This window comes from Pseudomonas sp. TE24901 (assembly GCF_054058375.1).
In genome coordinates this window covers 215114-237950 of record NZ_JBSSAF010000010.1, presented here as the reverse complement: position 1 = coordinate 237950, position 22837 = coordinate 215114, and the positions used below count along the sequence as shown (strand labels likewise).

Here is a 22837-nt window from a genome sequence, read left to right as displayed (position 1 = left end):
TCCTTGATTGGTACGGGTTGGCGCTGGCGCGGGGCAAGCCCGCTCACTACAGGAAACGTAATTCCATGGCAGAGCTGACCAGTCGTGAACGTTTGCAACCGTCGTTGCTCGATCGCTTGAGCGACGACGACACCGAGCACTCCGTGGAGCCCCGTGACAAGCGTGTGCTGTCCATGCGCGGCCTGCGCAAGGCGGTGTTGCGTGACCTGGGGTGGCTGCTCAACAGCACCAGCCTGGGCAGTTTCCGCGACCTCAGCGCACACCCGCTGGCGGGTCAGTCGGTGATCAATTTTGGTTTGCCGGACCTCGCCGGCAAGACCGCCGCAGGTTTGGACCGGGAAGAGCTGGGGCGGCGCATCCGCCAGGCGATCTGGGATTTCGAACCGCGGATTTTACGTGACAGCGTCCGAGTGGTGCCGGTGGCGCCCTCGGGGGCGGCGGCCAGTCCTAACCAGATGGCCTTTGAAATTCATGGCGAGTTATGGGGCCAACCGTTGCCCGAGCGCCTGTACCTGAAGACCGAACTCGACCTGGAAGCAGGCGAGGCCCGGGTCTTCGATATCGAGACAAGGGACGTGCGGTGAACGCCAAACTGCTGCGCTATTACGAACGTGAACTGGCCCACCTGCGGGAAGTCGGCGGCGAATTCGCCCGCGACTACCCCAAGGTCGCCGGCCGCCTCGGGCTGGAAACCTACGCCTGCGCCGACCCCTATGTGGAACGGTTGCTGGAGGGCTTCAGCTTCCTCGCGGCCCGTGTGCAGTTGAAGATCGACGCCGAATTTCCGCGCTTTACCAACCACCTGCTGGAACTGGTGTATCCGCAATACCTGGCGCCCACGCCGTCGATGGCCGTGGTGCAGCTGCAGCCGGACATGAGCGAGGGCAGCCTCGCTGCAGGGTTCAAGGTGCCGCGTGACAGCGCGCTGCACAGCCAACTGGGCAAGGGCGACCAGACCGCCTGCGAATTCCGCACCGCCCATGACGTGACCCTGTGGCCGGTGGAACTGGTGGAGGCGCGCTACTTTGCCTGCGGCGCGCAGGTGGCCGGGGTCGACCTGTCGCGCCTCGGTGGGGTCAAGGCGGCGCTGCGCCTGCGTTTGCGCGTGGGCGCCGGCCTGACCTTCAGCGACCTGACCCTGGACGACCTGGCGCTGCACATCCGTGGCGGCGAAGCCATGCCCTCGCGCATCCTCGAACACCTGCTGGCCCAGGCGGCCGGGGTGCTGGTGATGCCGGTGCAGGAGCATGTGGACTGGCACCAGTTCCTGCCCAAAAGCGCGATTCGCAGCAAAGGCTACAGCGACAGTGAAGCCTTGCTGCCCACGGGCCCGCGCTCGTTCCAGGGCTATCGGCTGTTGCAGGAATACTTCGCCATGCCCCAGCGCTTCCTGTTTGCCGACATCGTCGGGCTGGCCAACAGCGTGAGCCGTTGCGCGGCCGAACAGCTGGACGTGATCGTGCTGTTCAAGAAGCTCGACCCGGTGCTGGAACAGAGCCTCAGCGCGGCCAACTTCGGCTTGTACTGCACACCGGCAATCAACCTGTTCCCGATGCGCACCGAGCGTGTGCACCTGTCGGATCAGCAATCGGAATACCACGTGATCCCGGACCGCACGCGGCCGATGGATTACGAGATCTACCAGATCGAAGGCGTCACCGGCTACGGCAGCGGCGCCGAGGCCAGCCAGACGTTCGAATCGTTCTACCGCGCCAACGACCTGCATGCGCGCACGCCACCGAAGGCCTTCTACCAGGTGCGCCGCGATACCCGCGTGCTGTCCGAACAGCAACGGCGCCAGGGGCCGCGCTCCAGCTACATCGGCAGCGAGCTGTTCCTGTCGCTGGTGGACGCCCAGGAAGCGCCGCACCGCAGTGACTTGCGCCAATTGGGCATTGACACCCTGTGCAGCAACCGCGACCTGGTGTTGAGCATGCCGGTGGGCAGCGGCCGTACCGACTTCACGGTCGAGAGCGGCGCGCCGGTGCAGTCGGTGCGTTGCGTGGCCGGGCCGACGGTGCCGGCGGCGTCGTTTGCCGAAGGGGAAACTGCGTGGCGGCTGGTCAGCCATTTGTCCCTCAACTATTTGTCGCTGCTGGATCAGGACAAGGAGCAGGGCGCCACCGCCTTGCGCGACCTGCTGCGCCTGTACTGCCGCATCGACGATGAAGCTGCGCACAAGCAGATCGAAGGCCTGCGTTCCGTCACCGCCGAGAGCATCGTGCGGCGTCTGCCACTGCCGGGGCCGATCACTTACGGACGCGGTCTGCAAATCAGCGTGACCCTGGATGAGTCGGCCTTCGAAGGCGCTGGTGTGTTTGTGTTGGGTTCGGTGTTGGAACAGTTTTTTGCCAAGTACGTGTCACTCAATTCGTTCACTGAAACGGTGATCAAGAGCACGGCACGCGGTGTGATCATGCAGTGGCCGGCGCGGGTGGGCAGATGCGAGATCCTCTGAGCCTGCTCAGCGCCCTTGAGGCGCACCCCGGACGCTTCGACTTCTACGGCGCGCTGCGCCAACTCGAATGCGCGTTCCCGCAGTTGCCGCGCATCGGCCAGGCCGCGCGCCCCGCGGATGAGCCCGTGCGCTTCGGCCAGCAACCGTCGCTGGCGTTCGAGCCGGCGATGATCGCCGCGCTCAAGCCGGGTGTGACGCCCAAGCTGCTGTTGAATTTTTTCGGCCTGATGGGCGCCAATGGCCCGCTGCCGATCCACCTCACCGAATACATCCGCGACCGCCAGCGCAACCTGAATGACCCGACCCTGGCCGCGTTCTGCGACGTGTTCCACCACCGCATGATCAGCCTGTTCTACCGCGCCTGGGCCAGTGCCCAACCGGCGGTGAGCCTGGACCGGCCGGGGGCGGACCGTTTCGCCCAGTACCTGGGTTCATTGATCGGCATCGGTCAGGCGTCGTTGCTTAACCGCAATGCCGTGCCGGACGTGGCCAAGCTGCACTTCGCCGGGCGCCTCGGGCCACAGACACGTAATGCCGAGGGCCTGGCGGCGTTACTCAGCGATTACCTGGGTGTGCCGGTGCAGGTCGAGCAGTTTGTCGGCCACTGGATGACCTTGCCCGCCGACGGGCTGTGTGCACTGCGCAGCGGCCCCGACGCCGCCGTGCTCGGCCAGACCACGGTGATGGGCAAGAAAGTCTGGAACACCCAGCACAAGTTCCGCCTGTTGATCGGCCCCCTGGACCTCGCGCAAACCCGTCGCCTGCTGCCCGGTGGCGACAGCCTGCAGCGCGTGCAGGACTGGGTGCGCCAGTACGTCGGCCTGGCGATGGACTGGGACGTCAACCTGATCGTCAAGAAAGAACAGCTGCCGGGCCTGCGCCTGGGGTCTGCGCCCCTGGGCTGGACCAGTTGGCTGAGCAGCAAAGCCCCTCAACACGATGATCGGCAATTGCTGATCAACCCTCGCATTTCTTCTCAAGGACCTGCCCATGGCTGATATCAGTCGCGTCGCGCTTTTCGGCAAACTCAACAGCCTGTGCTACCGGGCCATCGAAAGCAGCACCGTGTTCTGCAAGATGCGCGGCAACCCCTATGTGGAGCTGGTGCACTGGTTGCAGCAGATCCTGCAACTCACCGATTCGGACCTGTTGCGGCTGGTGCGCCATTACGGCATCGACCCGGCGGTATTGGCCCGCGACCTGACCGCCGCGCTGGACCGTCTGCCCCGTGGCTCGACCTCGGTGACCGACCTGTCTTCCCAGGTGGAAGAGGCGGTCGAACGCGCCTGGGTCTACGCCACCCTGATGCTCGGCGAGTCCCAGGTGCGTTCCGGGCATTTGCTGCTGGCGCTGCTGAAAACCCCGAGCCTGCGCAACGGGTTGTATGGCGTGTCCCGGGAGTTCAACAAGGTTGGCATTGATGATTTGAGCGAGCGATTCGCCGCGTTGCTCAACGACTCGCCCGAAGCGCAGATGGCTGCCAGCGACGGTTACCAGTTGCCGGGTGAAGACCTCGGCGCGGTGGCGCCCGCCAAGCAGGAAGCCTTGAAACGCTTCACGGTCGACCTTACCGAGCAGGCGCGCAGCCACAAGATGGACCCGATCGTGGGCCGCGATGAAGAGATCCGCCAGGTCATCGACATCCTGATGCGTCGCCGCCAGAACAACCCGATCCTGGTGGGCGAGGCGGGCGTTGGCAAAACGGCCGTGGTCGAAGGTTTCGCCCAGCGCATTGCTCGGGGCGACGTGCCGCCAAGCCTGAAAGAGGTGCAGTTGCTCGCGCTCGATGTCGGCCTGTTGCAGGCTGGCGCGAGCATGAAAGGCGAGTTCGAACAGCGACTGCGCTCGGTGATCGACGAGGTGCAAGCCAGCGTCAAACCCATCGTGCTGTTCATCGATGAAACCCACACTTTGGTGGGCGCGGGCGGTGCAGCCGGCACCGGTGATGCGGCCAACCTGCTCAAGCCGGCGCTGGCCCGTGGCACCTTGCGTACCGTCGGGGCGACCACCTTTGCCGAGTACAAGAAGCACATTGAAAAAGACCCGGCGCTGACCCGGCGTTTCCAGACCGTGCAGGTTGACGAACCCGACGAAGCCCGCGCCTTGCTGATGCTGCGCGGCATCGCCGAGACCATGCAGGACCACCATCAGGTGCATATCCTGGACTCGGCGCTGGAAGCGGCGGTGCGCTTGTCGAATCGCTACATCCCGGCACGCCAGTTGCCGGATAAGGCCGTCAGCCTGATCGACACTGCCTGCGCCCGCGTGGCCATCAGCCTGCACGCCACGCCCGCCGAGGTGGACGACAGCCGTCGGCGCATTGAATCCCTGGAAACCGAACTGGCAATTATCGAGCGTGAAACCGCGATTGGCGTGGAAACCGCCAGCCGCCGTGCCTCGGTCGAGGCCTTGCTGGCCAGCGAACGTGAACGCCTGGATGAGGTGGAAGGGCGCTGGGATAACGAGCTGGCACTGGTGGAGCAGATCCAGCGCCTGCGCAGTCAGTTGGCCGATGCCACTGACCGTGAAGCCGGGCTGATCGAATTGCGCCAGTTGCAGGACGAATTGGTCGCGCAACAGGGTGAACACCCGCTGGTGCTGATCAGTGTCGACGAACAGGCCGTGGCCTCGGTGGTGCAGGACTGGACCGGCATCCCCGTGGGCCGCATGGTCAAGAACGAAATCGATAACGTGCTGCGTCTGGCCGAGCGCCTGGGCCAACGCATCATCGGCCAGAACCATGCGTTGGAGATGATCGCACGGCGCATCCAGACCTCCCGCGCGGGCCTCGACAACCCGGGCAAGCCGGTGGGTGTGTTCATGCTCGCGGGCACCTCCGGCGTGGGCAAGACCGAGACCGCCCTGGCCCTGGCCGAGTCGCTGTATGGCGGTGAACAGAACGTGATCACCATCAACATGAGCGAGTACCAGGAAGCCCACACCGTCTCCACCTTGAAGGGCGCGCCACCCGGCTACGTGGGGTATGGCGAGGGCGGCGTGCTGACCGAAGCGGTGCGGCGCAAGCCTTACAGCGTGGTGCTGCTGGACGAAGTGGAGAAGGCCCACCCGGACGTGCATGAGCTGTTTTTCCAGGTGTTCGACAAGGGCTGGATGGAGGACGGCGAGGGCCGGATCATCGACTTCAAGAACACCTTGATCCTGCTCACCACCAACGCCGGCACTCAGTTGATCAGCCGCCTGTGTCGCGATCCGAAGACCACGCCCGCGCCGGATGACATCGCCAAGGCCCTGCGCGAGCCACTGCTGGAAGTGTTCCCACCGGCCTTGCTCGGCCGCCTGGTGGTGATCCCGTATTACCCGCTGAGCGACGCCATGCTCGGCAGCATCATCCGCCTGCAACTGGGGCGCATCGAAAAACGCATCGCCGACAACCACAAGATCCCGTTCACCTACAGCGACGACGTGGTGCACCTGATCGCCAGCCGTTGCACTGAGCTGGAAAGTGGCGGGCGCATGATCGACGCGATCCTCACCAACTCGATGCTGCCGGCGATCAGCACCGAATTTCTCAACCGCCTGCTGCTGGGCACACCGGCGACCCAAGTGCAGGTCAGCGTGGAGGCGGGCGAGTTTGCCTATGCCTTTACGGCCGAGGCCGAGAGGTAAGCCCCGATGGCAACGACCCAGACCCATCGCGAGATCCAGGTGACCAGCGTCCTCGGCCCCGACGTGCTGTTGTTTCGACGCATGCAGGCGAGCGAAGGCTTGTCCCAGCTCAGCGAATACCACGTGGAGCTGTACAGCGAGCGCGCCGACCTGAACATCGACGACCTGCTGGCCACCCAGATGACCGTGGCCGTGGACCTGCCCAAGGGCGGCAGCCGCTATTTCAGCGGGCATGTCAGCCACTTCTCGTTCAGCACGCGCCAGGGCCGCTACGCCACCTACAAGGCGGTGCTGCGCCCGTGGTTGTGGTTCCTGACGCTGACCAGCGACTGCCGGATCTTCCAGGAACTGAGTGTGCCGGACATCCTCAAGCAGGTGTTCGCGCCCTACAGCATTGCCGACGTCGACACCTCGGGCCTCAGCGGCAGCTACAAGCCGCTGACCTATTGCGTGCAGTACCGCGAGAGCGATTTCAACTTCGTCAGCCGCCTGATGGAGCAGGAGGGCATCTACTACTACTTCAAGAGTGCCGCAGGGCGTCACACCTTGGTGCTGGCGGACTCCTACGGCGCGCATTCACCGGCGCCGGGGTACGCGCAGATCCGCTTCATGCCCGCCGAAGACCACGCCATGCGCGAAAGCGAAGTGATCTATGACTGGCGCATGGGCGGCGACGTGGAACCGGGCGGCTATACGCTGCAAGACTTCGACTTCGAGAAGCCCAGCGCCAACCTGCTGGCCAAGTCCACTCTGGCCGGCAGTTACCCGCAGTCGCGCCACGAGCGCTATGACTACCCGGGCAAGTACACCGAACGCAAACAGGGTGAAACCTATGCGCGCACCTTGATTGAGTCGCTGCACACCGACACCCAGCGCGTGACCGGTGCGACCCGTGCCCGAGGCCTGTTCCCCGGCGCCCTGTTGACCCTGACCGAACACCCGCGCAGCGAACAGAACGCGCAGTTCCTGTTGCTGGAGGCGCGTTATGCATTGTCTTCGGACACCTACGAGCCTACCCCGCCCGCCGACCCCGCGCCGGTGCTGAGCTGCGAGTTTGTCGCGCTGTCACGCCAGCAGCAGTTCCGTGCGCCCTGTGTAGCGCGCAAGCCGCTGATGCACGGCCCGCAGACCGCCATGGTGGTGGGCAAGCAGGGCGAAGAAATCTGGACCGACAAATACGGGCGCATCAAGGTGCAGTTCCACTGGGACCGCGAAGGCAAGCGCGACGAAAACAGCTCGTGCTGGATCCGCGTGGCGCAGAGCTGGGCGGGCAAGCGCTGGGGCGCGCTATACACGCCGCGCATCGGCCAGGAAGTGGTGGTGAGCTTTCTGGAAGGTGATCCCGACCAGCCGCTGGTCACGGGCAGCGTCTACAACGCCGACACCATGCCGCCGTATTCATTGCCGGAGAACGCCACACGCTCGACCCTCAAGAGCAACTCGTCCAAGGGGGGCGGGGGCTACAACGAGCTGCGTTTCGAAGACAAAAAGGGTTCGGAACAGGTGTTCCTGCACGCGCAGAAAAACCTCGACCAGCGCGTGCTCAAGGACTCCCTGGACTGGGTGGGCGGCGACCGCCATTCCAAGATCGACCAGGACCTGCGCGAGAAGGTCGGCGGTGACCGGCATTCGTCGGTGGGCGGCCATCGCAACGAGAAAGCCACGGGCGACGTGTCGATGGCGGCCGGCGCCAACATGATCATCAACGGTGGCATGAAGACCGGCATCACCGCTGGCATGGACACCTACATCAAGGGCGGCATGAACGTGGTGATCGAGGCCGGGGCGACCATCACGCTCAAGGTCGGCTCCACTTTCCTGACCCTCACGCCGGCGATGATCGTCGCCTCGACCATCCCGCTGCCACTGCCCGAAGCCGCCTCGGCGGCACAAGCCCTGGCTCTCACGGCCGCCACCGGACCGGCTGGCGTGCCGTTGCCGCCCAAGGAGGCCGACGATGGCAAGTAACTCACTCTGGAGCCCGCTATGAACCTGATCCTGCTGGTCAAAAGCTACCGCGACCAACCCATGCCCGGCGATGTGATCTGCCGCTTCACCGAAGTGGGCGGCTCCATTGGCCGTGGGCCGGACAACGACCTGACCCTGGACGACCCGGGCAAATACATCTCCCGGGTGCACGCGCGCATCGACCTGCGCGGCGAGCAGTTCTACCTCACCGACACCGGCAGCAACCCCAGCCTGGTCAACGAACGGCCGCTGGGCAACGGCCGCGAGCGTGTGCTGGAGGAGGGTGATCGCCTGGTGATCGGCGACTACGCGTTGCTCGTGCGCCTGGAACAGCCCCAGGCGCCGGAACCCGAAGACGACGCCCTGGCCACGCGCATCCTGCCGCCGTTGTTCGTGCCGCCACCACCGCCCGTGGCCGCCGAACTGCCGCCGTTGGAAGTGCCGCAGGCGCTCGTGCGCGACCCGGAGGTGGTGGTGCCGGTGCTGTTGCACGACGATCTGGCCGGTGCGCGGATCCTCGAAGGCCACTCGCTGTTCGACGGGGCGATGCCGCTGTCGGACCCGCTGGGCTTGAACCCATCGCTGACCCCGGTGTTTCGCGGCACCGAGAGCGACCATGTGGCGCCGCAACTGCAGGCGTTCAACCCGCCAATCTGGCAGGCCGAGCCCCAGGTGATCCCGGAGGATTACGACCCGTTACTTGGGCTATCCACATCCCCTGTGGGAGCGGGCTTGCCCGCGAAGAACGATCATGCGGTCATCCAGGAACAACCCGTCGTCCTTGAGACCTTCGCGAGCAAGCCCGCCCCCACAGGGGATGAAGGTGTTCTCACGGCCCTGCTTTTGGGCCTGGGCCTTCCCGACCTGCACACCACCCGTACCCCCACCGAACTCGCCCAGCTGGTGGGTGAAATGCTGCGTGCCGCCACGGGCGGCACCATGGATGTGCTGATGGCCCGTGCGCTGACCAAGCGTGAAAGCCACATCGACATGACCATGATCGGTGCCTATTCCAACAACCCGCTGAAGTTCTTTCCTGACGCCGACAGCGCCTTGACCCAGATGCTCAACAGCGATTCACCGGCCTACATGCGCCCGGTCAAGGCGCTGAATGCCTCGTTCGATGACCTCAAGGCCCACGAGCTGGCGGTGATCGCCGGCATGCGTGCGGCGCTGGGCGCGGTGGTGCAGCGCTTCGACCCGGCCCGGGTCGAGCAGCGGCGCACCACCCACGGCGCGCTCGACAAGTGGATGCCGGCGCGGCGCAAGGCGCGCCTGTGGGACCGCCTGGTGGAGCGCTACGAAGACCTGGCACGGGACGCCGACGAGGACCTGCAACGCCTGTTTGGCGAACTGTTTTCCAAGGCTTACGAAGAACAAGTCGCCCGCATGCGCACGTGATCATGGCCACGCAACGCATTCATTTGATGAGAAAAATTTATGTCCTGGAACAACAAAGTCGTCTGGTCCGAAGGCATGCTCCTGCAGCCCCAGCACCTGCAGCAGCATGACCGTTTTCTGCAAACCCAACTCGAAGCCCGGGTCGCGACCTTGCGCGCCTACGGCTGGGGTTTTTCCAAATTGGACATCGACCCGCAGCAGTTGGCGATGGGCAAGCTGTCGCTGCTCTCCTACAGCGGCGTATTGCCCGACGGCACACCCGTGGGCCTGCCGTTTGATGATGAAATGCCGCTGCCCCTGGAGATCCCCGACGATGCCCGCGACCTGAAAGTGGTGCTGGCCTTGCCGAGCCTGCGTCCGGGCGTGTCGGAGGTCGACGACAACCCCAGCTTTGAAAACTTTGCCCGCCATCGCAGCAGCGAATACGAGGCCTGGGACAGCAATGGCCTGGACAGCAGCGCGCTGATGAGCATCGGCAAATTGCGCCTGCGCCTGGCGTTCGAAGGCGATGTGGCCGACACCCATAGCGTGTTGGGCGTTGCTCACGTGGTGGAAAAACGCGCCGACAAAAGCGTGCTGCTTGACCGCGATTACTGCCCGCCGTGCCTGGATATTCGTGCGGCCGAACGCCTGCGCGCATTCAACGACGAACTGCTGGGCCTGGTGCAGCAACGGGTCGAAGCCCTGGCGTCGCGCCTGACCCGCCCGGACGGCAGCGGTGCGGCGGAAATCGCCGACTTCCTGCTGTTGCAAGTGCTCAACCGCAGCGTGCCGCTGGTACGGCACCTGGCGGCAATGACCGGTTTGCACCCCGAACAGCTGTACCGCGACCTTGCCTCCCTGGCCGGTGAGTTGGCGACCTTTACCCGTGATGACAAGCGTGCCGCCAGTTACCCGGTGTATCGCCATGGCGCCCTGGCGGAAACCTTCGCCCCGGTGATGCTCGACCTGCGCCGCGCGCTGTCGGCGGTGATGGATGTGCGCGCCATCGCGATCCCGCTGGAAGAGCGTCAGTACGGGATTCGCGTGGCGGTGCTGCCCGATCAGGAACTGCTGCGCTCGGCGACCTTCATCCTGGCGGTGCAGGCGCAGATGTCGGCTGAAAGCGTGCGCAACGGTTTCCCGCCGCAGGTGAAGATCGGCTCGGTGGAAAAAATCCGCGACCTGGTCAACCTGCAACTGCCGGGCATCGGCCTGCGTCCGTTGCCGGTGGCGCCACGGCAGTTGCCGTTCCACGCCGGCTTCACCTATTTCGAACTCGACCGCAGCAGCGAATATTGGCAATTGCTCAGCCAGTCGGCGGGGTTTGCCATGCACATCGCCGGGGTGTTCCCGGGGCTCGATATGCAGTTCTGGGCCATCCGCAATTAAGGCAAGGTGACTGACGTGAACGACACTTTTGAAGGCGGCCAGGACCCGGACCGCACCTTGCTGATCCCTACCCCCGGCGGGCGCCGGGCCACACCGTCGCCCACTGTGGCCGCGCCGGTGCAACGCGCCGCGCCTGTGCTGCACGGACAGGGCCTCAACCCGCTGGTACGGGCGGCCAACCCGCTGCTGGACCTGGTGGTGCCGTTGCGCACCCTGACGGCGATGCCGGACATGGAGAGCCTGCGCCAGCGCTTGATCCAGGCGGTGCAGGCCTTTGAAGCCCAGGCCCGTGCGAGCCAGGTGGATGTGGAAACCGTGGCCGCTGCACGCTACGCGTTGTGCACTCTGGTGGATGAGACCATCGCCAGTACGCCCTGGGGCGCGGGGGTGTGGGGCAGCCGCAGCCTGTTGGTGACGTTCCACAACGAGGCGTGGGGTGGCGAGAAATTTTTCATGATCCTGCAGCGCCTCAGCCAGGACCCGCGTACTCACATCGATGTGCTGGAGTTGATGTACCTGTGCATGGCCCTGGGCCTGGAGGGCCGCTACCGGGTGCTGGAGCGCGGCCTGGATCAGCTGGGCCTGTTGCGCGAGCGCCTGTTGCAACTGATCAACCAGCAACGCGGCCAGCAGGAGCAGGACCTCTCACCGCGCTGGCGTGGCGCCGAGGCCCCGCAAGCATCAATGCTGCGCCGGGTACCGTTGTGGGTGCTGGCGTCGGTGGCGGCGGTGCTGTTGTTGAGTGTGCAGTTGACTTACAGCTGGCTGCTCAACCGTGCGTCCGACCCGGTGTTTGCCCAGTTGGGTTCGATTCGTGTGGCCTCGCCGCTGAAGGTGGCGGTGCCCACGGCGCCGGCGCCAGTGCGCCTGGCCGGGTTCCTCGCGCCGGAAGTGGCCCAAGGGCTGGTGGCGGTGAAAGACAGTGCCGACCGCTCGGTCATCACCTTGCGCGGCGACGGTGTGTTTGCCTCCGGCAGTGCCGAGGTGTCGAGCAATTTTGACGGGCTGCTGGCGCGCATTGGTGACGCCCTGGCCACGGTGCCGGGGGATGTGGTGGTGGTCGGGCATACCGATAACGTGCGGCCGTCGGCGACGTCGCGGCTGGGGTCCAACTTCGACTTGTCCCAGGCGCGGGCCAAGACCGTGGCGCGTTTGCTCGCGCAGCGTGCCGGGCCAGCCGAGCGTTACCGCAGCGAGGGCCGTGGCGAAACCGAGCCGCTGGTGCCCAATGATTCGGCGGCCAATCGTGCACGTAACCGCCGCGTCGATATCACCGTGCTGATCCCTTCCCAGGCGCAATAACCATGAACTTTTCTTCGTTTTTCTCATTGTTATGGTCCCCGGTGGAGCGCTTTATTCTGTGGCTGCTCAAGCCGTGGTTGCTGTCGCTGATCGGCGTGGCGCTGCTGTCGTTGCTGGTGTGGTACGAAGGCCCGCTGCTGGCGTTCAACGGCAGTGAGCCGCTGGCGCCGGAGTCACGTCGCTGGGGGTTGATCGCGCTGTTTATGCTGATTTGGCTGGGCTATTTCGTCTGGCGCCTGTGGCGTGCCTGGCGGGCCAACCGTGGCCTGATGGCCGGCGTCGCCGAGGCGCCAGCGGTCGCGCCCGGCGTGCGTGAAACCCAGGCCGAAGTGGCTGAGCTGGGCGAGCGCATGCGCTCGGCCATGGCCGTGCTGCGCAAGGCCAACCCGGGCTGGAAGATGAGCGGGCAGTACCTGTACCAACTGCCGTGGTACATGTTTGTCGGCGCGCCGGGCAGCGGCAAGACCACCGCGCTGACCCACTCCGGCCTGCAGTTTCCCTTGCGCGAAGCGATGGGCAGTGGTGCCATCGGCGGCGTGGGCGGTACCCGGCATTGCGACTGGTGGTTCACCGACGAAGCCGTGTTGCTCGACACCGCCGGGCGCTACACCACCCAGGACAGCTACACCGAGGTGGACAAGGCGGCCTGGGGCGGCTTTCTCGACCTGCTGAAAAAGTACCGTCGCCAGCGCCCGGTCAACGGTGTGATCGTGGCCTTGAGTGTCAGCGACCTGCTGCAACAGACCGACGCCCAGCGCCAGGCCCAGGCCGTGGCGATCCGCGCGCGCATCAACGAGCTGTACGAGCGCCTGGGCCTGCGGTTTCCGGTGTACGTGATCATCACCAAGTGCGATTTGCTGGCGGGCTTCTCGGAGTTTTTCGAGACCTTCGGCCGCGATGAGCGTGCGCAGGTGTGGGGGGTGACCTTTCCATTGCCCCAGCCACCGCAGCCCGACACGGGGTTGGCGTCGTTCCCGGGCGAGTTCGATGCGTTGGAGCGCCAGTTGCAGCGGCGGGTACTGGAGCGTTTGCAGCAGGAGCGCGACCTGTCGCGACGTGCCTTGCTCTATAGCTTCCCGCAACAATTTGCCAGCCTGGGCGATGGCCTGACGCGCTTTCTCAACACGGTGTTTGAAACCAACCGCTACCAGGAGCCGGCGCTGTTGCGTGGGGTGTACTTCACCAGCGGCACCCAGGAAGGCAGCCCGATTGACCGCGTGCTGACTTCGCTGGCGGCTTCGTTCGGCCTGGGCCGCAAGGTGCTGGCGCCGAATGTGGCCAGCGGGCGCAGCTATTTCATCACGCGGTTGCTGCGTGAGGTGATTTTCAAGGAGGCCGGGCTTGCCGGGGTCAATCATCAAGAGGAGCGGCGTCGGCGCTTGCTTGGCCGGGCCGGGCGTATCACGGCGGCGGCAGTGTTCGTGTTGCTGCTGGCGGCGATGACCATCAGCTACAACCGCAACCTGCAATTGATCGCCGATGCGTCTGGCGCCGCCAACAACGTCGCGCAATTGGCCAAGGCACTGCCGGTAGAGGGTGATGTGCTGGTGACGTTGCCGTTGCTCAATGCCACGCGCAGTTTGCCCAGTGGCTACAGCGACGCCGACAACAGCGTGCCGCTGCTCAGCCGCATGGGCCTGTACCAGGGCAACAAGCTGGGTGCGGGGGCGATCACCCTGTACCGCCGCCTGCTGCGCAGTACGTTGTTGCCGCACATCGTCGCCAACATGGAAAACGCGTTGCGCCGGGGTGATGCGAGCAATCAGGAGTTTCTGTATGAAACCCTGCGCGCCTACCTGATGCTGGGCGAGCGGCAGTTCTTCGACGCGCCGTCGGTGCAGGCCTGGGTCGATGTGGACTGGCGCCGCGAACTGCCCCAGGCGACGCCGGCGCAGTTGCAGCAATTGTCGGATCACGTGGCGGCGTTGCTCGAGGCCGATGACGAAGCCGAACCGGTGCAACTGGACAGCGCGTTGATCGCCAAGGTGCGCCTGGCGCTGGCGAGCATGCCGTTGTCCCAGCGCATCTATAACCGGGTCAAGCGCCAGGTGGATCAGCAACATCTGCCGGAATTGAGCGTCAACAGCGCGGTGGGGCGGGACGTATCGTCGCTGTTTACCCGCGCCAGTGGTGAGCCGTTGTCCCGTGGGGTCAGCGGTGTGTACCGGATCGCCGGTTACCGTGAGTTGACCGACAAGACCCCGCAAGCCGTGGCCGACATGGCCAAGGACAGTTGGGTGCTCGATCGCCAGGAATCGGCGCAGATCGCCGGCGGCAACCCGGCGATGCAGGCGGCGGTGCTGGAGCTGTATTACGCCGACTACATCCGCCAGTGGGACACCTTTCTCGCGGATGTGCACCTGGTGCCGTTGACCGGCCTGGGCCAGGCGTCCCAGGTGACCAATACGCTGGCTGCCACTGATTCACTGCTGCGCGCCTTGTTGCAAGCCGTCTCCAAGGAAACAACCCTGGACGGTGCCCTGACTTCGGCTACCAGCAAGGACACCGACCAGCGCGTGCGCGACAAAATCGCTGCCGCCACCCAGAAACTGCAATCGGCCTTGGGCGGTGACACCCCGGCTGCGGTTGCGGACGCTTCGGCCAACCCGGTGGATCAGCATTTTGCGGCGTTGCATCGTTTGGTCGGAACCGGCACCGGCCCGCAGCCATTGGATGACGTGCTGGCCTCGCTGAAAGATGCCGGGCAGTTTTTCGACAGCGCCGATGCGGCCCGCCGCAGTGCTGCGCCGGCACCCTCCAACGAAGTGCTGGGGCGCTTGAAGCGTTCGGGTGACACCCAGCCGGCGCCTTTGTCGACCTTGCTGCGTGATGTGGAGGCCGGTGGCAGCGCGCTGACCCTGGGTAACGAGAAGGCCCGCTTGAACGCGCTGTGGGAGGCCACTGGCGCGCCGTTCTGCCGGGTGGCGATTGAGGGGCGCTACCCGCTGGTGCGCAGTTCCGGGCGTGATGCCACCGCCGATGACTTCGGCAAGTTCTTCGGCCCGGGTGGGTTGATGGATGATTTTTTCAGCAAGAACCTTGCGCCTTACGTCGACATGAGCGGCAGCCAGTGGCGCTGGCGGTCAACCGGTGTGACGCCGCTGAATATTTCCCAGGATGTGCTCAACCAGTTCCAGCGCGGCGCCAAACTGCGCGACATGTTCTTTGTGGCCGGGGCGCGCCAGCCGTCGATGCGTTTTGATCTGAAGGCCCTGGGGGCTGATCCGGCGTTGACCAAAGTGACCCTGGACATCGATGGCCAGCCGGTGGTGTACGACACCGGCACTTCGCCGGACTTCACCAGCATCTCCCTGCCCAGCGGCAAGTCCGGAGGGTTGGTGCGCCTGGACGCCACGCCGGCGCTGGTCAACCCGTTGCGCAGTGACGGCCCTTGGGGCTGGCTGCGCATGATGGACAAGGCGGCGGTGAGCGCCCAGGGCGAGCAATTGCAATTGACCTTCACCGTGGAGGGCCACCGCGTGGCGTACCAGTTGCGCGCCAGCAGTGTGATCAACCCGTTCCGGCGTGACAGCCTTGAGCCGTTCCATTGCCCCAGCAGTTTTTAAGGACCCGTCATGAATGGATTTTTCGGCAAGGTCGCAAGCCATGGGGATTTTGTCAGCCGCCGTTTGCCGCCGGCGTTTTTGAACACCTGGGACACTTGGCTGCAGGCCGGTTTGCAGTGCAGTCGTGAGCGCCTGGGTGACCAGTGGCTGGACGTGTACCTGTGCAGCCCGATCTGGCGTTTTGCGCTGGCGGCGGGGGTGTGCGGTGACAGCGGTTGGGCGGGGGTGATGATTCCCAGCGTGGACCGCGTGGGGCGGTATTTTCCGCTGACCCTCGCCAGTGCAGGCGAGGACGTGCCCTTGCTGGCGCGGTTGGAACGGGATGAGGTGTGGTACGGCCAGTTGGAGCGCCTGGCGTTGTCGGCGCTGAGCGAAGGGTTTGCCCTGGAATCGTTCGACGAGGTGTTGCAGGCCCTGCCATTGGCCGGCTGCTGGACACCGGCAAGCCACGCCGACACGGCCTGGGTACCCGCACAATGGCTCGACTTGCCCGACCCGGAGCGGATTGGTGACGGCATGCCGCAATTAAGCGCGCAGATCGATCCTTCGGGCCTCGCGCGGCACTCACTGTTCTGGACCGAAGGCTCGCCCCGCGTTGCGCCGTCGATCTGGGTAGGGGAGGGGCTGCCGGATGGCGAGACCTTCGCTGACATGCTGGGTGGACGGTAGAGCCTGGTGATCACCTGTAGTGAGCGGGCTTGCCCCGCGCCGCGATCTACCTGATGTAGCGCGTCACCTGAGACATCGCCGCGCGGGGCAAGCCCGCTCACTACAACGGCATATTCTGTGGTGAGCGGGCTTTGTTGTTCCCGGGAATGCAAAACGGCGCCCGAAGGCGCCGTTTTGTTTTCTACGTTGTGCTAAGCGATCAAACGCCCAACACCGCGTGCTGCACCAGGGTGAGCAGCGGTTGTGGGTATACGCCCAGGAAGAACGCGAGCAGGGCGATGGCCAGGAGCATCACGCCGCCTGCCTTCTGTTCCCAGTGCAGCTCGGCGTCCACGCGACGCAGGTTTGGCTCGATCAGGTACAGGGTGACCATCACGCGCAGGTAGTAGAACACGCCGATGGCGCTGCCCAGTACCAGGGAGGCGACCAACCACCACTCGTGGGCTTCAACACCGGTCGCGACGATGTAGAACTTGCCGATGAAGCCGGCCGTCAGCGGGATACCGGCCAGGGACAGCATCATCACGGTCAGTACGGCAGTCAGGTACGGACGGCGCCAGAACAGGCCGCGGTATTCGTACAGGGCGTCGGCGTCACGGCCTTTGAATGGCGAGGACATCAGCGTGATCACGCCGAATGCACCCAGGCTGGTGATCACGTAGGTCACCAGGTACACGCCCATGGCTTCCACGGCCAGGCCTTTGCTCGCCACCAGGGCGATCAGCAGGTAGCCGAAGTGGGCGATGGACGAGTAACCCAGCAGACGCTTGAGGTTGTTCTGGGTCAGGGCCAGCAGGTTGCCGAACAGGATCGACGCAATGGCGATCACGGTCAGCACGGTGCTCAGCACGCCGGTATTGGCGGCAGGGGAGATCTGGAACAGACGCACCATCACCGCAAACACTGCAACCTTCGACGCAGTGGCCAGGAACGCAGCCACCGGCGCCGGGGCACCTTCGTACACGTCCGGGGTCCACAGGTGGAACGGCACCAAGGAGAGCTTGAACGCCAGGCCGATCAGCATCATGGCCAGGCCCAGTTGGGCAATCGGCGCAGGCATGCTGGTGGCGGCCAGGGCGTGGCCGATACCGGTGAAGCTCAGGTTGCCGGCTTCGGCATAGAGCAGGGCCATACCGAACAACAGGAACGCGGAACCGGCCGCCGACAGCACCATGTACTTGATGCCGGCTTCCAGGGAGCGCTTGTTGAAGAACGCATAGGCCACCAGGCCGTAGGTCGGGATCGACAGCAGTTCCAGGCCGATGAACAGGCCCGCCAGGTGCTGTGCGCTGACCAGCACGATGCCACCGGCCGCAGCCAGCAGGATCAGCAGGTACAGCTCTTCGCGGTTGCCTGGGTAGCCGGTGCCGCCTTCGCCGAGGTAGGCGTGGGCGAGGGTGACGCAGGCCAGCGTGGCCACCAGGATCAGCGCGATGTACAGCAGGGCGAAGTCATCGACCATCATCAAAGGCGTGACCGCCAGTGGCGCGACCTTGAGGGCCGGGATGATCGACAGCAGGGCCAGGTTCAGACCGGCACAGGACAGCAGGAACGTTTGCGAGTGATTGCGGCGCCAGGCGATCGCCAGCATCACCACCACGATGGTGAGGCTGGTAATCAGCAGCGGCGCAAGCGCGATAAAGTGTTGGATCGTGAATTCCATAGCGCTCTTACCGGGCCGAAGCGAGTTGAGAGAAGGCGGTGCCGAACCACTGCTGCACGCCATGCATCGTTGCGGCAGAAGTGTCCAGGAACGGTTGCGGGTACACGCCGATGTAGATCAGCAGGACCGCAAGGCCGAGCACCATGATCAGTTCGCGAGCGTCCATCCCTTGCAGGACGGTGTCGGACTTGGCCGGGCCGAAGTAGGCGCGGTGGATCATGATCAGCGAGTAGACCGAACCGAACACCAGGCCGGACGTGGCGATGGCGCTGACCCATGGGGTCTGTACGAACGCGCCCATCAGGATCAGGAACTCGCCGATGAAGTTACCGGTACCCGGCAAGCCCAGGGACGCGGCGGCGAAGAACAGGCTGATCGCCGGCAGGTAGGCGATACGCGACCACACCCCACCCATTTCACGCATGTCACGGGTGTGCAGGCGCTCGTACAGCTGGCCACTCAGGATAAAGAGGGCAGCGGCCGAAACACCGTGGGCCAACATCTGGATCACCGCGCCTTGCAGCGCCAGTTGGCTGCCGGAGTAGATGCCGATCAGTACGAAGCCCATGTGGGAAACGGACGAGAAGGCAATCAGACGCTTGATGTCGGTTTGTGCGAAGGCCAGGAACGCACCGTAGAAGATCCCGATCAGACCCAGGGTCATGGCGATCGGCGCGAACTCGGCCGAGGCATTCGGGAACAGCGGCAGGGCGAAACGCAGCAGACCATACGCAGCGGTCTTCAACAGGATGCCCGCCAGGTCCACGGAACCTGCAGTCGGCGCCTGGGCGTGAGCGTCAGGCAGCCAGGAGTGGAACGGCACCACCGGCAGCTTCACCGCGAACGCGATGAAGAAGCCCAGCATCAGGATGTACTCGGTGGTCAGGGACATCTTGGTCTTCAACAGGTCGGCGTAGTTGAAGGTGATCACGCCGGTGTTGTTGAAGTTGACCAGTACCAGGCCCAGGATCGCCACCAACATGATCAGGCCGGAAGCCTGGGTGAAGATGAAGAACTTGGTCGCTGCGTAGATCCGGGTTTTCTTGCCGTCCGAAGAACTGTGACCCCAGAGCGCGATGAGGAAGTACATCGGCACCAGCATCATTTCCCAGAAGAAGAAGAACATGAACAGGTCGAGGGCGAGGAACACGCCGACAACGCCGCCCAGGATCCACATCAGGTTCAGGTGGAAGAAGCCCACGTGACGCTGGATCTCTTTCCAGGAGCAGAGTACCGAGAGGATACCCAGCAGGCCGGTCAGCAGGATCATCAACAGCGACAGGCCGTCGAGGGCCAGGTGCACGTTGATGCCGAAGCGCTGGATCCACACGTGCTTGAATTCAAGCGCGAACGTTGGATCGACACCCGGTGCCGGAGCAAATGAATAGTCGCCATGGGCCCACAGCCAGAGGCCGAGCGCGAGTTCCAGGGACATGGTCAGCAACGCAATCCAGCGGGGGAGGGTGGCGCCGAAGCGTTCACCCATCCAGCAGAGCAGGCCGCCGATGAAGGGGATCAGGATTAGCCAGGGCAGAATCATGACAGGCTCGTTTCCTTTCGCAAGTTCGCAAAGTTGGCAATGTTCATAATCAGACCGCTACCACCACGATGGCGCCAATCACCAGAACGGCACCGGCCGCCATGGAGGCTGCATACCAGCGCAGTTGGCCAGTCTCGCTGCGGCTCAGGGCGGTGTGACCGGCCTTGGCGGCGCGCGGGATCAAACCGATGGTCTGGTCGAGCGGGTCTTTGCGCAGTACATGGCTGATGGCCAGGTAAGGCTTGACGAACAGTTTGTCGTAGATCCAGTCGAAGCCCCAGGCAGCGAACCACCAGGCCGACAGGAAGCGGCCAATGCCACTGTTGGCAACCGCCGTCACGAAGCGACGCTTGCCCAGGAACAGCAGCGCGGCCAGCAGGATACCCGCGATAGCGATGGCGCCCGAGGCGATTTCCAGGCTGTGCTTGGCAGCGCCACCGGCATGGCCGGCGCTTTCTGGCAGCACGCCAGCCAGTGGCGGGGTGATCAGGGCGCCGACGAAGGTCGACAGCACGATCAGTACCGACAAAGGCAGCCAGTGCGAAATGCCGTGGCCTGCGTGTGCTTCGGTCTTGGCTTCACCGTGGAAGGTGATGAAGATCAGGCGGAAGGTGTACAGCGAGGTCATGAATGCCCCCACCAGGCCTGCGTACAGCAGGTTCTGGTTACCGCTGGCAAAGGCTTCCCAGAGGATTTCGTCTTTCGAGTAGAAACCGGCGGTCACCAGCGGCAGGGCGGCCAGGGCGGCACCACCGACGATGAAGCTGGCGTAGGCCAGTGGCAGTTTCTTCCACAGACCGCCCATCTTGAAGATGTTCTGCTCGTGGTGGCAGGCAACGATCACCGCACCGGAAGCGAGGAACAGCAGGGCCTTGAAGAAGGCGTGGGTCATCAGGTGGAAGATCGCCGCGTCCCAGGCGCCAACGCCCAGGGCCAGGAACATGTAGCCGATCTGGCTCATGGTCGAGTAGGCGAGGATACGCTTGATGTCGGTCTGCACCAGCGCGGCGAAGCCGGCCAGTACCAGCGTCACGCCGCCCACCAGGCCTACCAGGTGCAGGATTTCCGGCGCCAGGGTGAACAGGCCGTGGGTACGTGCGATCAGGTAGACACCCGCCGTTACCATCGTTGCCGCGTGGATCAGTGCGGAAACAGGGGTAGGACCGGCCATCGCATCCGCCAGCCAGGTTTGCAGTGGCAGTTGCGCGGATTTACCGACAGCGCCGCCCAGCAGCATCAGGGTGGCCAGGGTGATCCAGAAGTCGCCAACCTGGAATTTCTGCGGTGCCAGCACCAGCAGTTCCTGGATGTTCAGCGTGCCCACCTGTTGGAACAGGATGAACAGGCCGATGGCCATGAACACGTCACCGATACGGGTCACGATGAAGGCTTTGAGGGCGGCGTTACCGTTGTTGCGGTTGCTGTAGTAGAAACCGATCAACAGGTACGAGCACAGGCCCACGCCTTCCCAACCGAAGTACAGGAACAACAGGTTATCGCCCAGCACCAGGAACAGCATGCTGGCGATAAACAGGTTGGTGTACGAGAAGAAGCGCGAGTAGCCCGCTTCACCGCGCATGTACCAGGACGCGAACAGGTGGATCAGGAAGCCCACACCCACCACCACGCCGAGCATGGTGATCGACAGGCCGTCGATGTAGAGGGCGAAGTTGGGCTTGAAGCCCTCCACCGACATCCACTGCCACAGCACGAGGGTGTAGTGGCCGCCTTCCGGCGGCGCCACGTTGAATTGCCAGATGACGTAGGCGGCCACGATGGCCGACAGGCCAATGGAACCCACGCCCACCAGGGCCGAGAGGTTTTCCGACCAGCGCCCGCGAGAGAACGACAGCAGCAGGAAACCGATCAGGGGGAATACGAAAGTCAGAAAGATCATGTTCATCCGCGCATCTCACTGGCAGCGTCGATATCAAGCGTGTGGAAGCGACGATACAGTTGCAGCAGGATCGCCAGGCCGATACTGGCCTCGGCGGCTGCCAGGCTGATCACCAGGATGAACATGACTTGTCCATCCGGCTGGCCCCAACGTGCACCCGCAACGATGAAGGCCAGTGCGGCGGCGTTCATCATGATTTCCAGGCTCATCAACACGAACAGAATGTTACGGCGAACCATCAGGCCGACCAGGCCAAGGCAGAACAGGATGCCGGCGACCGCCAGACCATGCTCCAAAGGGATAGCAGGCATCGTCATTGCTCCTTGGCTTCGTTGCGGCCCAAGTGGAAGGCGGTGACGGCTGCAGCGAGCAGCAGCATCGACGCCAGTTCGACCACCAGCAGGTACGGGCCGAACAGGCTGATGCCCACGGCCTTCGCGTCTACGGTGGTGTGGCCGATGGCCTGGCCGCTCTGGTGAGCGAACAGTACATACAGCAGTTCACCCAGCAGCAGGGCTGCCAGGACGACCGGGCCGAGCCAGATGCCGGGCTTGAGCCAGACACGTTCCTGGGCGACCGAAGCCGGCCCCAGGTTGAGCATCATCACCACAAACACGAACAGCACCATGATGGCGCCGGCGTAGGCGATCACTTCCAGCACACCGGCGAACGGTGCGCCGAGGCTGAAGAAGGTCATGGCCACGGCGATCAACGAAATGATCAGATAGAGCAGGGCGTGCACGGGGTTGGTGTTGGTGATCACGCGAAGCGTGGACACCACTGCAATACCGGACGCGAAATAGAAAGCGAATTCCATCTTTCTTCCTTAAGGCAGCAAGCTCTTCACGTTGATCGGCTCGGCTTCGTTTTGTGCGGCGCCTTTTGGCTTACCGGCAACGGCCATACCTGCAACACGATAGAAGTTGTAATCAGGGTTTTTACCGGGACCAGAGATCAGCAGATCTTCTTTCTCGTACACCAGGTCCTGACGTTTGAACTCGGCCATCTCGAAATCCGGCGTGAGCTGGATTGCGGTGGTCGGGCAAGCTTCCTCGCAGAGGCCGCAGAAAATGCAGCGCGAGAAGTTGATGCGGAAGAAGTCCGGGTACCAGCGACCGTCTTCGGTTTCAGCTTTCTGCAGGGAGATGCAACCCACCGGGCACGCCACGGCGCACAGGTTGCAGGCTACGCAACGCTCTTCGCCATCGGGGTCGCGGGTGAGCACGATGCGGCCGCGATAGCGCGGCGGCAGGTACACCGCTTCTTCCGGGTATTGCAGGGTGTCGCGCTTGCGGAAGCCGTGGCCGAAAACCATCACCAGGCTTCGCAACTGGGTACCGGTACCCTTAACGATGTCGCCAATATATTTGAACAT

At 64.2% G+C, this 22837-nt stretch carries 16 protein-coding genes; 10 read left to right on the top strand and 6 right to left on the bottom strand.

Annotated features, from left to right (window positions below; translation table 11 throughout):
- Window positions 1-65: 65 nt before the first annotated feature.
- From tssE to tagF, 10 genes are read left to right on the top strand one after another with little or no spacing between them, the layout of a single operon-like run.
- A complete protein-coding gene (gene tssE, locus ACVWVP_RS21210; protein WP_457407814.1) occupies window positions 66-584 on the top strand; it encodes a type VI secretion system baseplate subunit TssE in 519 nt (172 codons plus the stop codon).
- Window positions 581-2458 carry a type VI secretion system baseplate subunit TssF gene (tssF, locus tag ACVWVP_RS21205; RefSeq protein ID WP_457407812.1) on the top strand — a complete coding sequence of 626 codons (1878 nt, stop codon included), beginning with the start codon at window positions 581-583 and terminating at the stop codon, window positions 2456-2458. The genes tssE and tssF overlap by 4 nt, the downstream gene beginning before the upstream one ends.
- Complete coding sequence (tssG, locus tag ACVWVP_RS21200; protein WP_218172596.1) at window positions 2443-3456, top strand: type VI secretion system baseplate subunit TssG; 1014 nt, start codon at window positions 2443-2445, stop codon at window positions 3454-3456. The genes tssF and tssG overlap by 16 nt, the downstream gene beginning before the upstream one ends.
- The gene (tssH, locus tag ACVWVP_RS21195; RefSeq protein ID WP_457407808.1) at window positions 3449-6085 is read left to right on the top strand and encodes a type VI secretion system ATPase TssH; all 2637 of its coding nucleotides are present in this window, start codon (window positions 3449-3451) and stop codon (window positions 6083-6085) included. Before tssG ends, tssH begins: the two co-directional genes overlap by 8 nt.
- A gap of 6 nt (window positions 6086-6091) precedes the next feature.
- Window positions 6092-8053 carry a type VI secretion system Vgr family protein gene (locus tag ACVWVP_RS21190; RefSeq protein ID WP_457407807.1) on the top strand — a complete coding sequence of 654 codons (1962 nt, stop codon included), beginning with the start codon at window positions 6092-6094 and terminating at the stop codon, window positions 8051-8053.
- An 18-nt stretch (window positions 8054-8071) separates the two neighbouring features.
- Window positions 8072-9454, top strand: coding sequence for a type VI secretion system-associated FHA domain protein TagH (gene tagH, locus ACVWVP_RS21185; RefSeq protein ID WP_457407805.1), 1383 nt, complete (start codon window positions 8072-8074; stop codon window positions 9452-9454).
- 39 nt (window positions 9455-9493) lie between these two features.
- Window positions 9494-10825, top strand: coding sequence for a type VI secretion system baseplate subunit TssK (tssK, locus tag ACVWVP_RS21180; RefSeq protein WP_457407803.1), 1332 nt, complete (start codon window positions 9494-9496; stop codon window positions 10823-10825).
- A gap of 15 nt (window positions 10826-10840) precedes the next feature.
- Window positions 10841-12127 (top strand): type IVB secretion system protein IcmH/DotU, encoded by a 1287-nt coding sequence (gene icmH, locus ACVWVP_RS21175; RefSeq protein WP_457407802.1) that lies wholly within the window; start codon window positions 10841-10843, stop codon window positions 12125-12127.
- Window positions 12128-12129: 2 nt separating this feature from the next.
- Window positions 12130-15693, top strand: coding sequence for a type VI secretion system membrane subunit TssM (gene tssM, locus ACVWVP_RS21170; protein ID WP_457407800.1), 3564 nt, complete (start codon window positions 12130-12132; stop codon window positions 15691-15693).
- Between the two features lie 9 nt (window positions 15694-15702).
- A complete protein-coding gene (gene tagF, locus ACVWVP_RS21165) occupies window positions 15703-16362 on the top strand; it encodes a type VI secretion system-associated protein TagF (protein ID WP_457407799.1) in 660 nt (219 codons plus the stop codon).
- A gap of 199 nt (window positions 16363-16561) precedes the next feature.
- Here tagF and nuoN read toward each other — a convergent pair whose 3' ends face one another.
- The 6 genes from nuoN to nuoI are packed head-to-tail and all read right to left on the bottom strand — an operon-like array spanning window position 16562 to window position 22837.
- Window positions 16562-18025: an NADH-quinone oxidoreductase subunit NuoN gene (nuoN, locus tag ACVWVP_RS21160; protein WP_012724956.1), complete on the bottom strand. Its 1464-nt coding sequence runs from the start codon at window positions 18023-18025 to the stop codon at window positions 16562-16564.
- Window positions 18026-18032: 7 nt separating this feature from the next.
- Entirely contained in the window at window positions 18033-19565 is a 1533-nt protein-coding gene (gene nuoM / locus ACVWVP_RS21155; protein WP_178918804.1) for an NADH-quinone oxidoreductase subunit M, read from the bottom strand.
- Between the two features lie 49 nt (window positions 19566-19614).
- Complete coding sequence (gene nuoL / locus ACVWVP_RS21150) at window positions 19615-21468, bottom strand: NADH-quinone oxidoreductase subunit L (protein WP_017255329.1); 1854 nt, start codon at window positions 21466-21468, stop codon at window positions 19615-19617.
- Window positions 21465-21773, bottom strand: coding sequence for an NADH-quinone oxidoreductase subunit NuoK (gene nuoK, locus ACVWVP_RS21145; RefSeq protein WP_003174727.1), 309 nt, complete (start codon window positions 21771-21773; stop codon window positions 21465-21467). The genes nuoL and nuoK overlap by 4 nt, the downstream gene beginning before the upstream one ends.
- A gap of 2 nt (window positions 21774-21775) precedes the next feature.
- Window positions 21776-22279, bottom strand: a complete 504-nt coding sequence (gene nuoJ, locus ACVWVP_RS21140; RefSeq protein ID WP_016974048.1) for an NADH-quinone oxidoreductase subunit J — start codon at window positions 22277-22279, stop codon at window positions 21776-21778.
- 9 nt (window positions 22280-22288) lie between these two features.
- Window positions 22289-22837 (bottom strand): NADH-quinone oxidoreductase subunit NuoI, encoded by a 549-nt coding sequence (gene nuoI / locus ACVWVP_RS21135; RefSeq protein WP_003174725.1) that lies wholly within the window; start codon window positions 22835-22837, stop codon window positions 22289-22291.

Bases quoted from the DNA above. Each gene is read 5' to 3' on its own strand.
- tssE (WP_457407814.1), top strand. From the start codon at position 66: ATGGCAGAGCTGACCAGTCGTGAACGTTTGCAACCGTCGTTGCTCGAT.
- tssG (WP_218172596.1), top strand. From the start codon at position 2,443: ATGCGAGATCCTCTGAGCCTGCTCAGCGCCCTTGAGGCGCACCCCGGA.
- tssH (WP_457407808.1), top strand. From the start codon at position 3,449: ATGGCTGATATCAGTCGCGTCGCGCTTTTCGGCAAACTCAACAGCCTG.
- ACVWVP_RS21190 (WP_457407807.1), top strand. From the start codon at position 6,092: ATGGCAACGACCCAGACCCATCGCGAGATCCAGGTGACCAGCGTCCTC.
- tagH (WP_457407805.1), top strand. From the start codon at position 8,072: ATGAACCTGATCCTGCTGGTCAAAAGCTACCGCGACCAACCCATGCCC.
- tssK (WP_457407803.1), top strand. From the start codon at position 9,494: ATGTCCTGGAACAACAAAGTCGTCTGGTCCGAAGGCATGCTCCTGCAG.
- tssM (WP_457407800.1), top strand. From the start codon at position 12,130: ATGAACTTTTCTTCGTTTTTCTCATTGTTATGGTCCCCGGTGGAGCGC.
- tagF (WP_457407799.1), top strand. From the start codon at position 15,703: ATGAATGGATTTTTCGGCAAGGTCGCAAGCCATGGGGATTTTGTCAGC.
- nuoN (WP_012724956.1), bottom strand. From the start codon at position 18,025: ATGGAATTCACGATCCAACACTTTATCGCGCTTGCGCCGCTGCTGATT.
- nuoM (WP_178918804.1), bottom strand. From the start codon at position 19,565: ATGATTCTGCCCTGGCTAATCCTGATCCCCTTCATCGGCGGCCTGCTC.
- nuoL (WP_017255329.1), bottom strand. From the start codon at position 21,468: ATGAACATGATCTTTCTGACTTTCGTATTCCCCCTGATCGGTTTCCTG.
- nuoK (WP_003174727.1), bottom strand. From the start codon at position 21,773: ATGCCTGCTATCCCTTTGGAGCATGGTCTGGCGGTCGCCGGCATCCTG.
- nuoJ (WP_016974048.1), bottom strand. From the start codon at position 22,279: ATGGAATTCGCTTTCTATTTCGCGTCCGGTATTGCAGTGGTGTCCACG.
- nuoI (WP_003174725.1), bottom strand. From the start codon at position 22,837: ATGTTCAAATATATTGGCGACATCGTTAAGGGTACCGGTACCCAGTTG.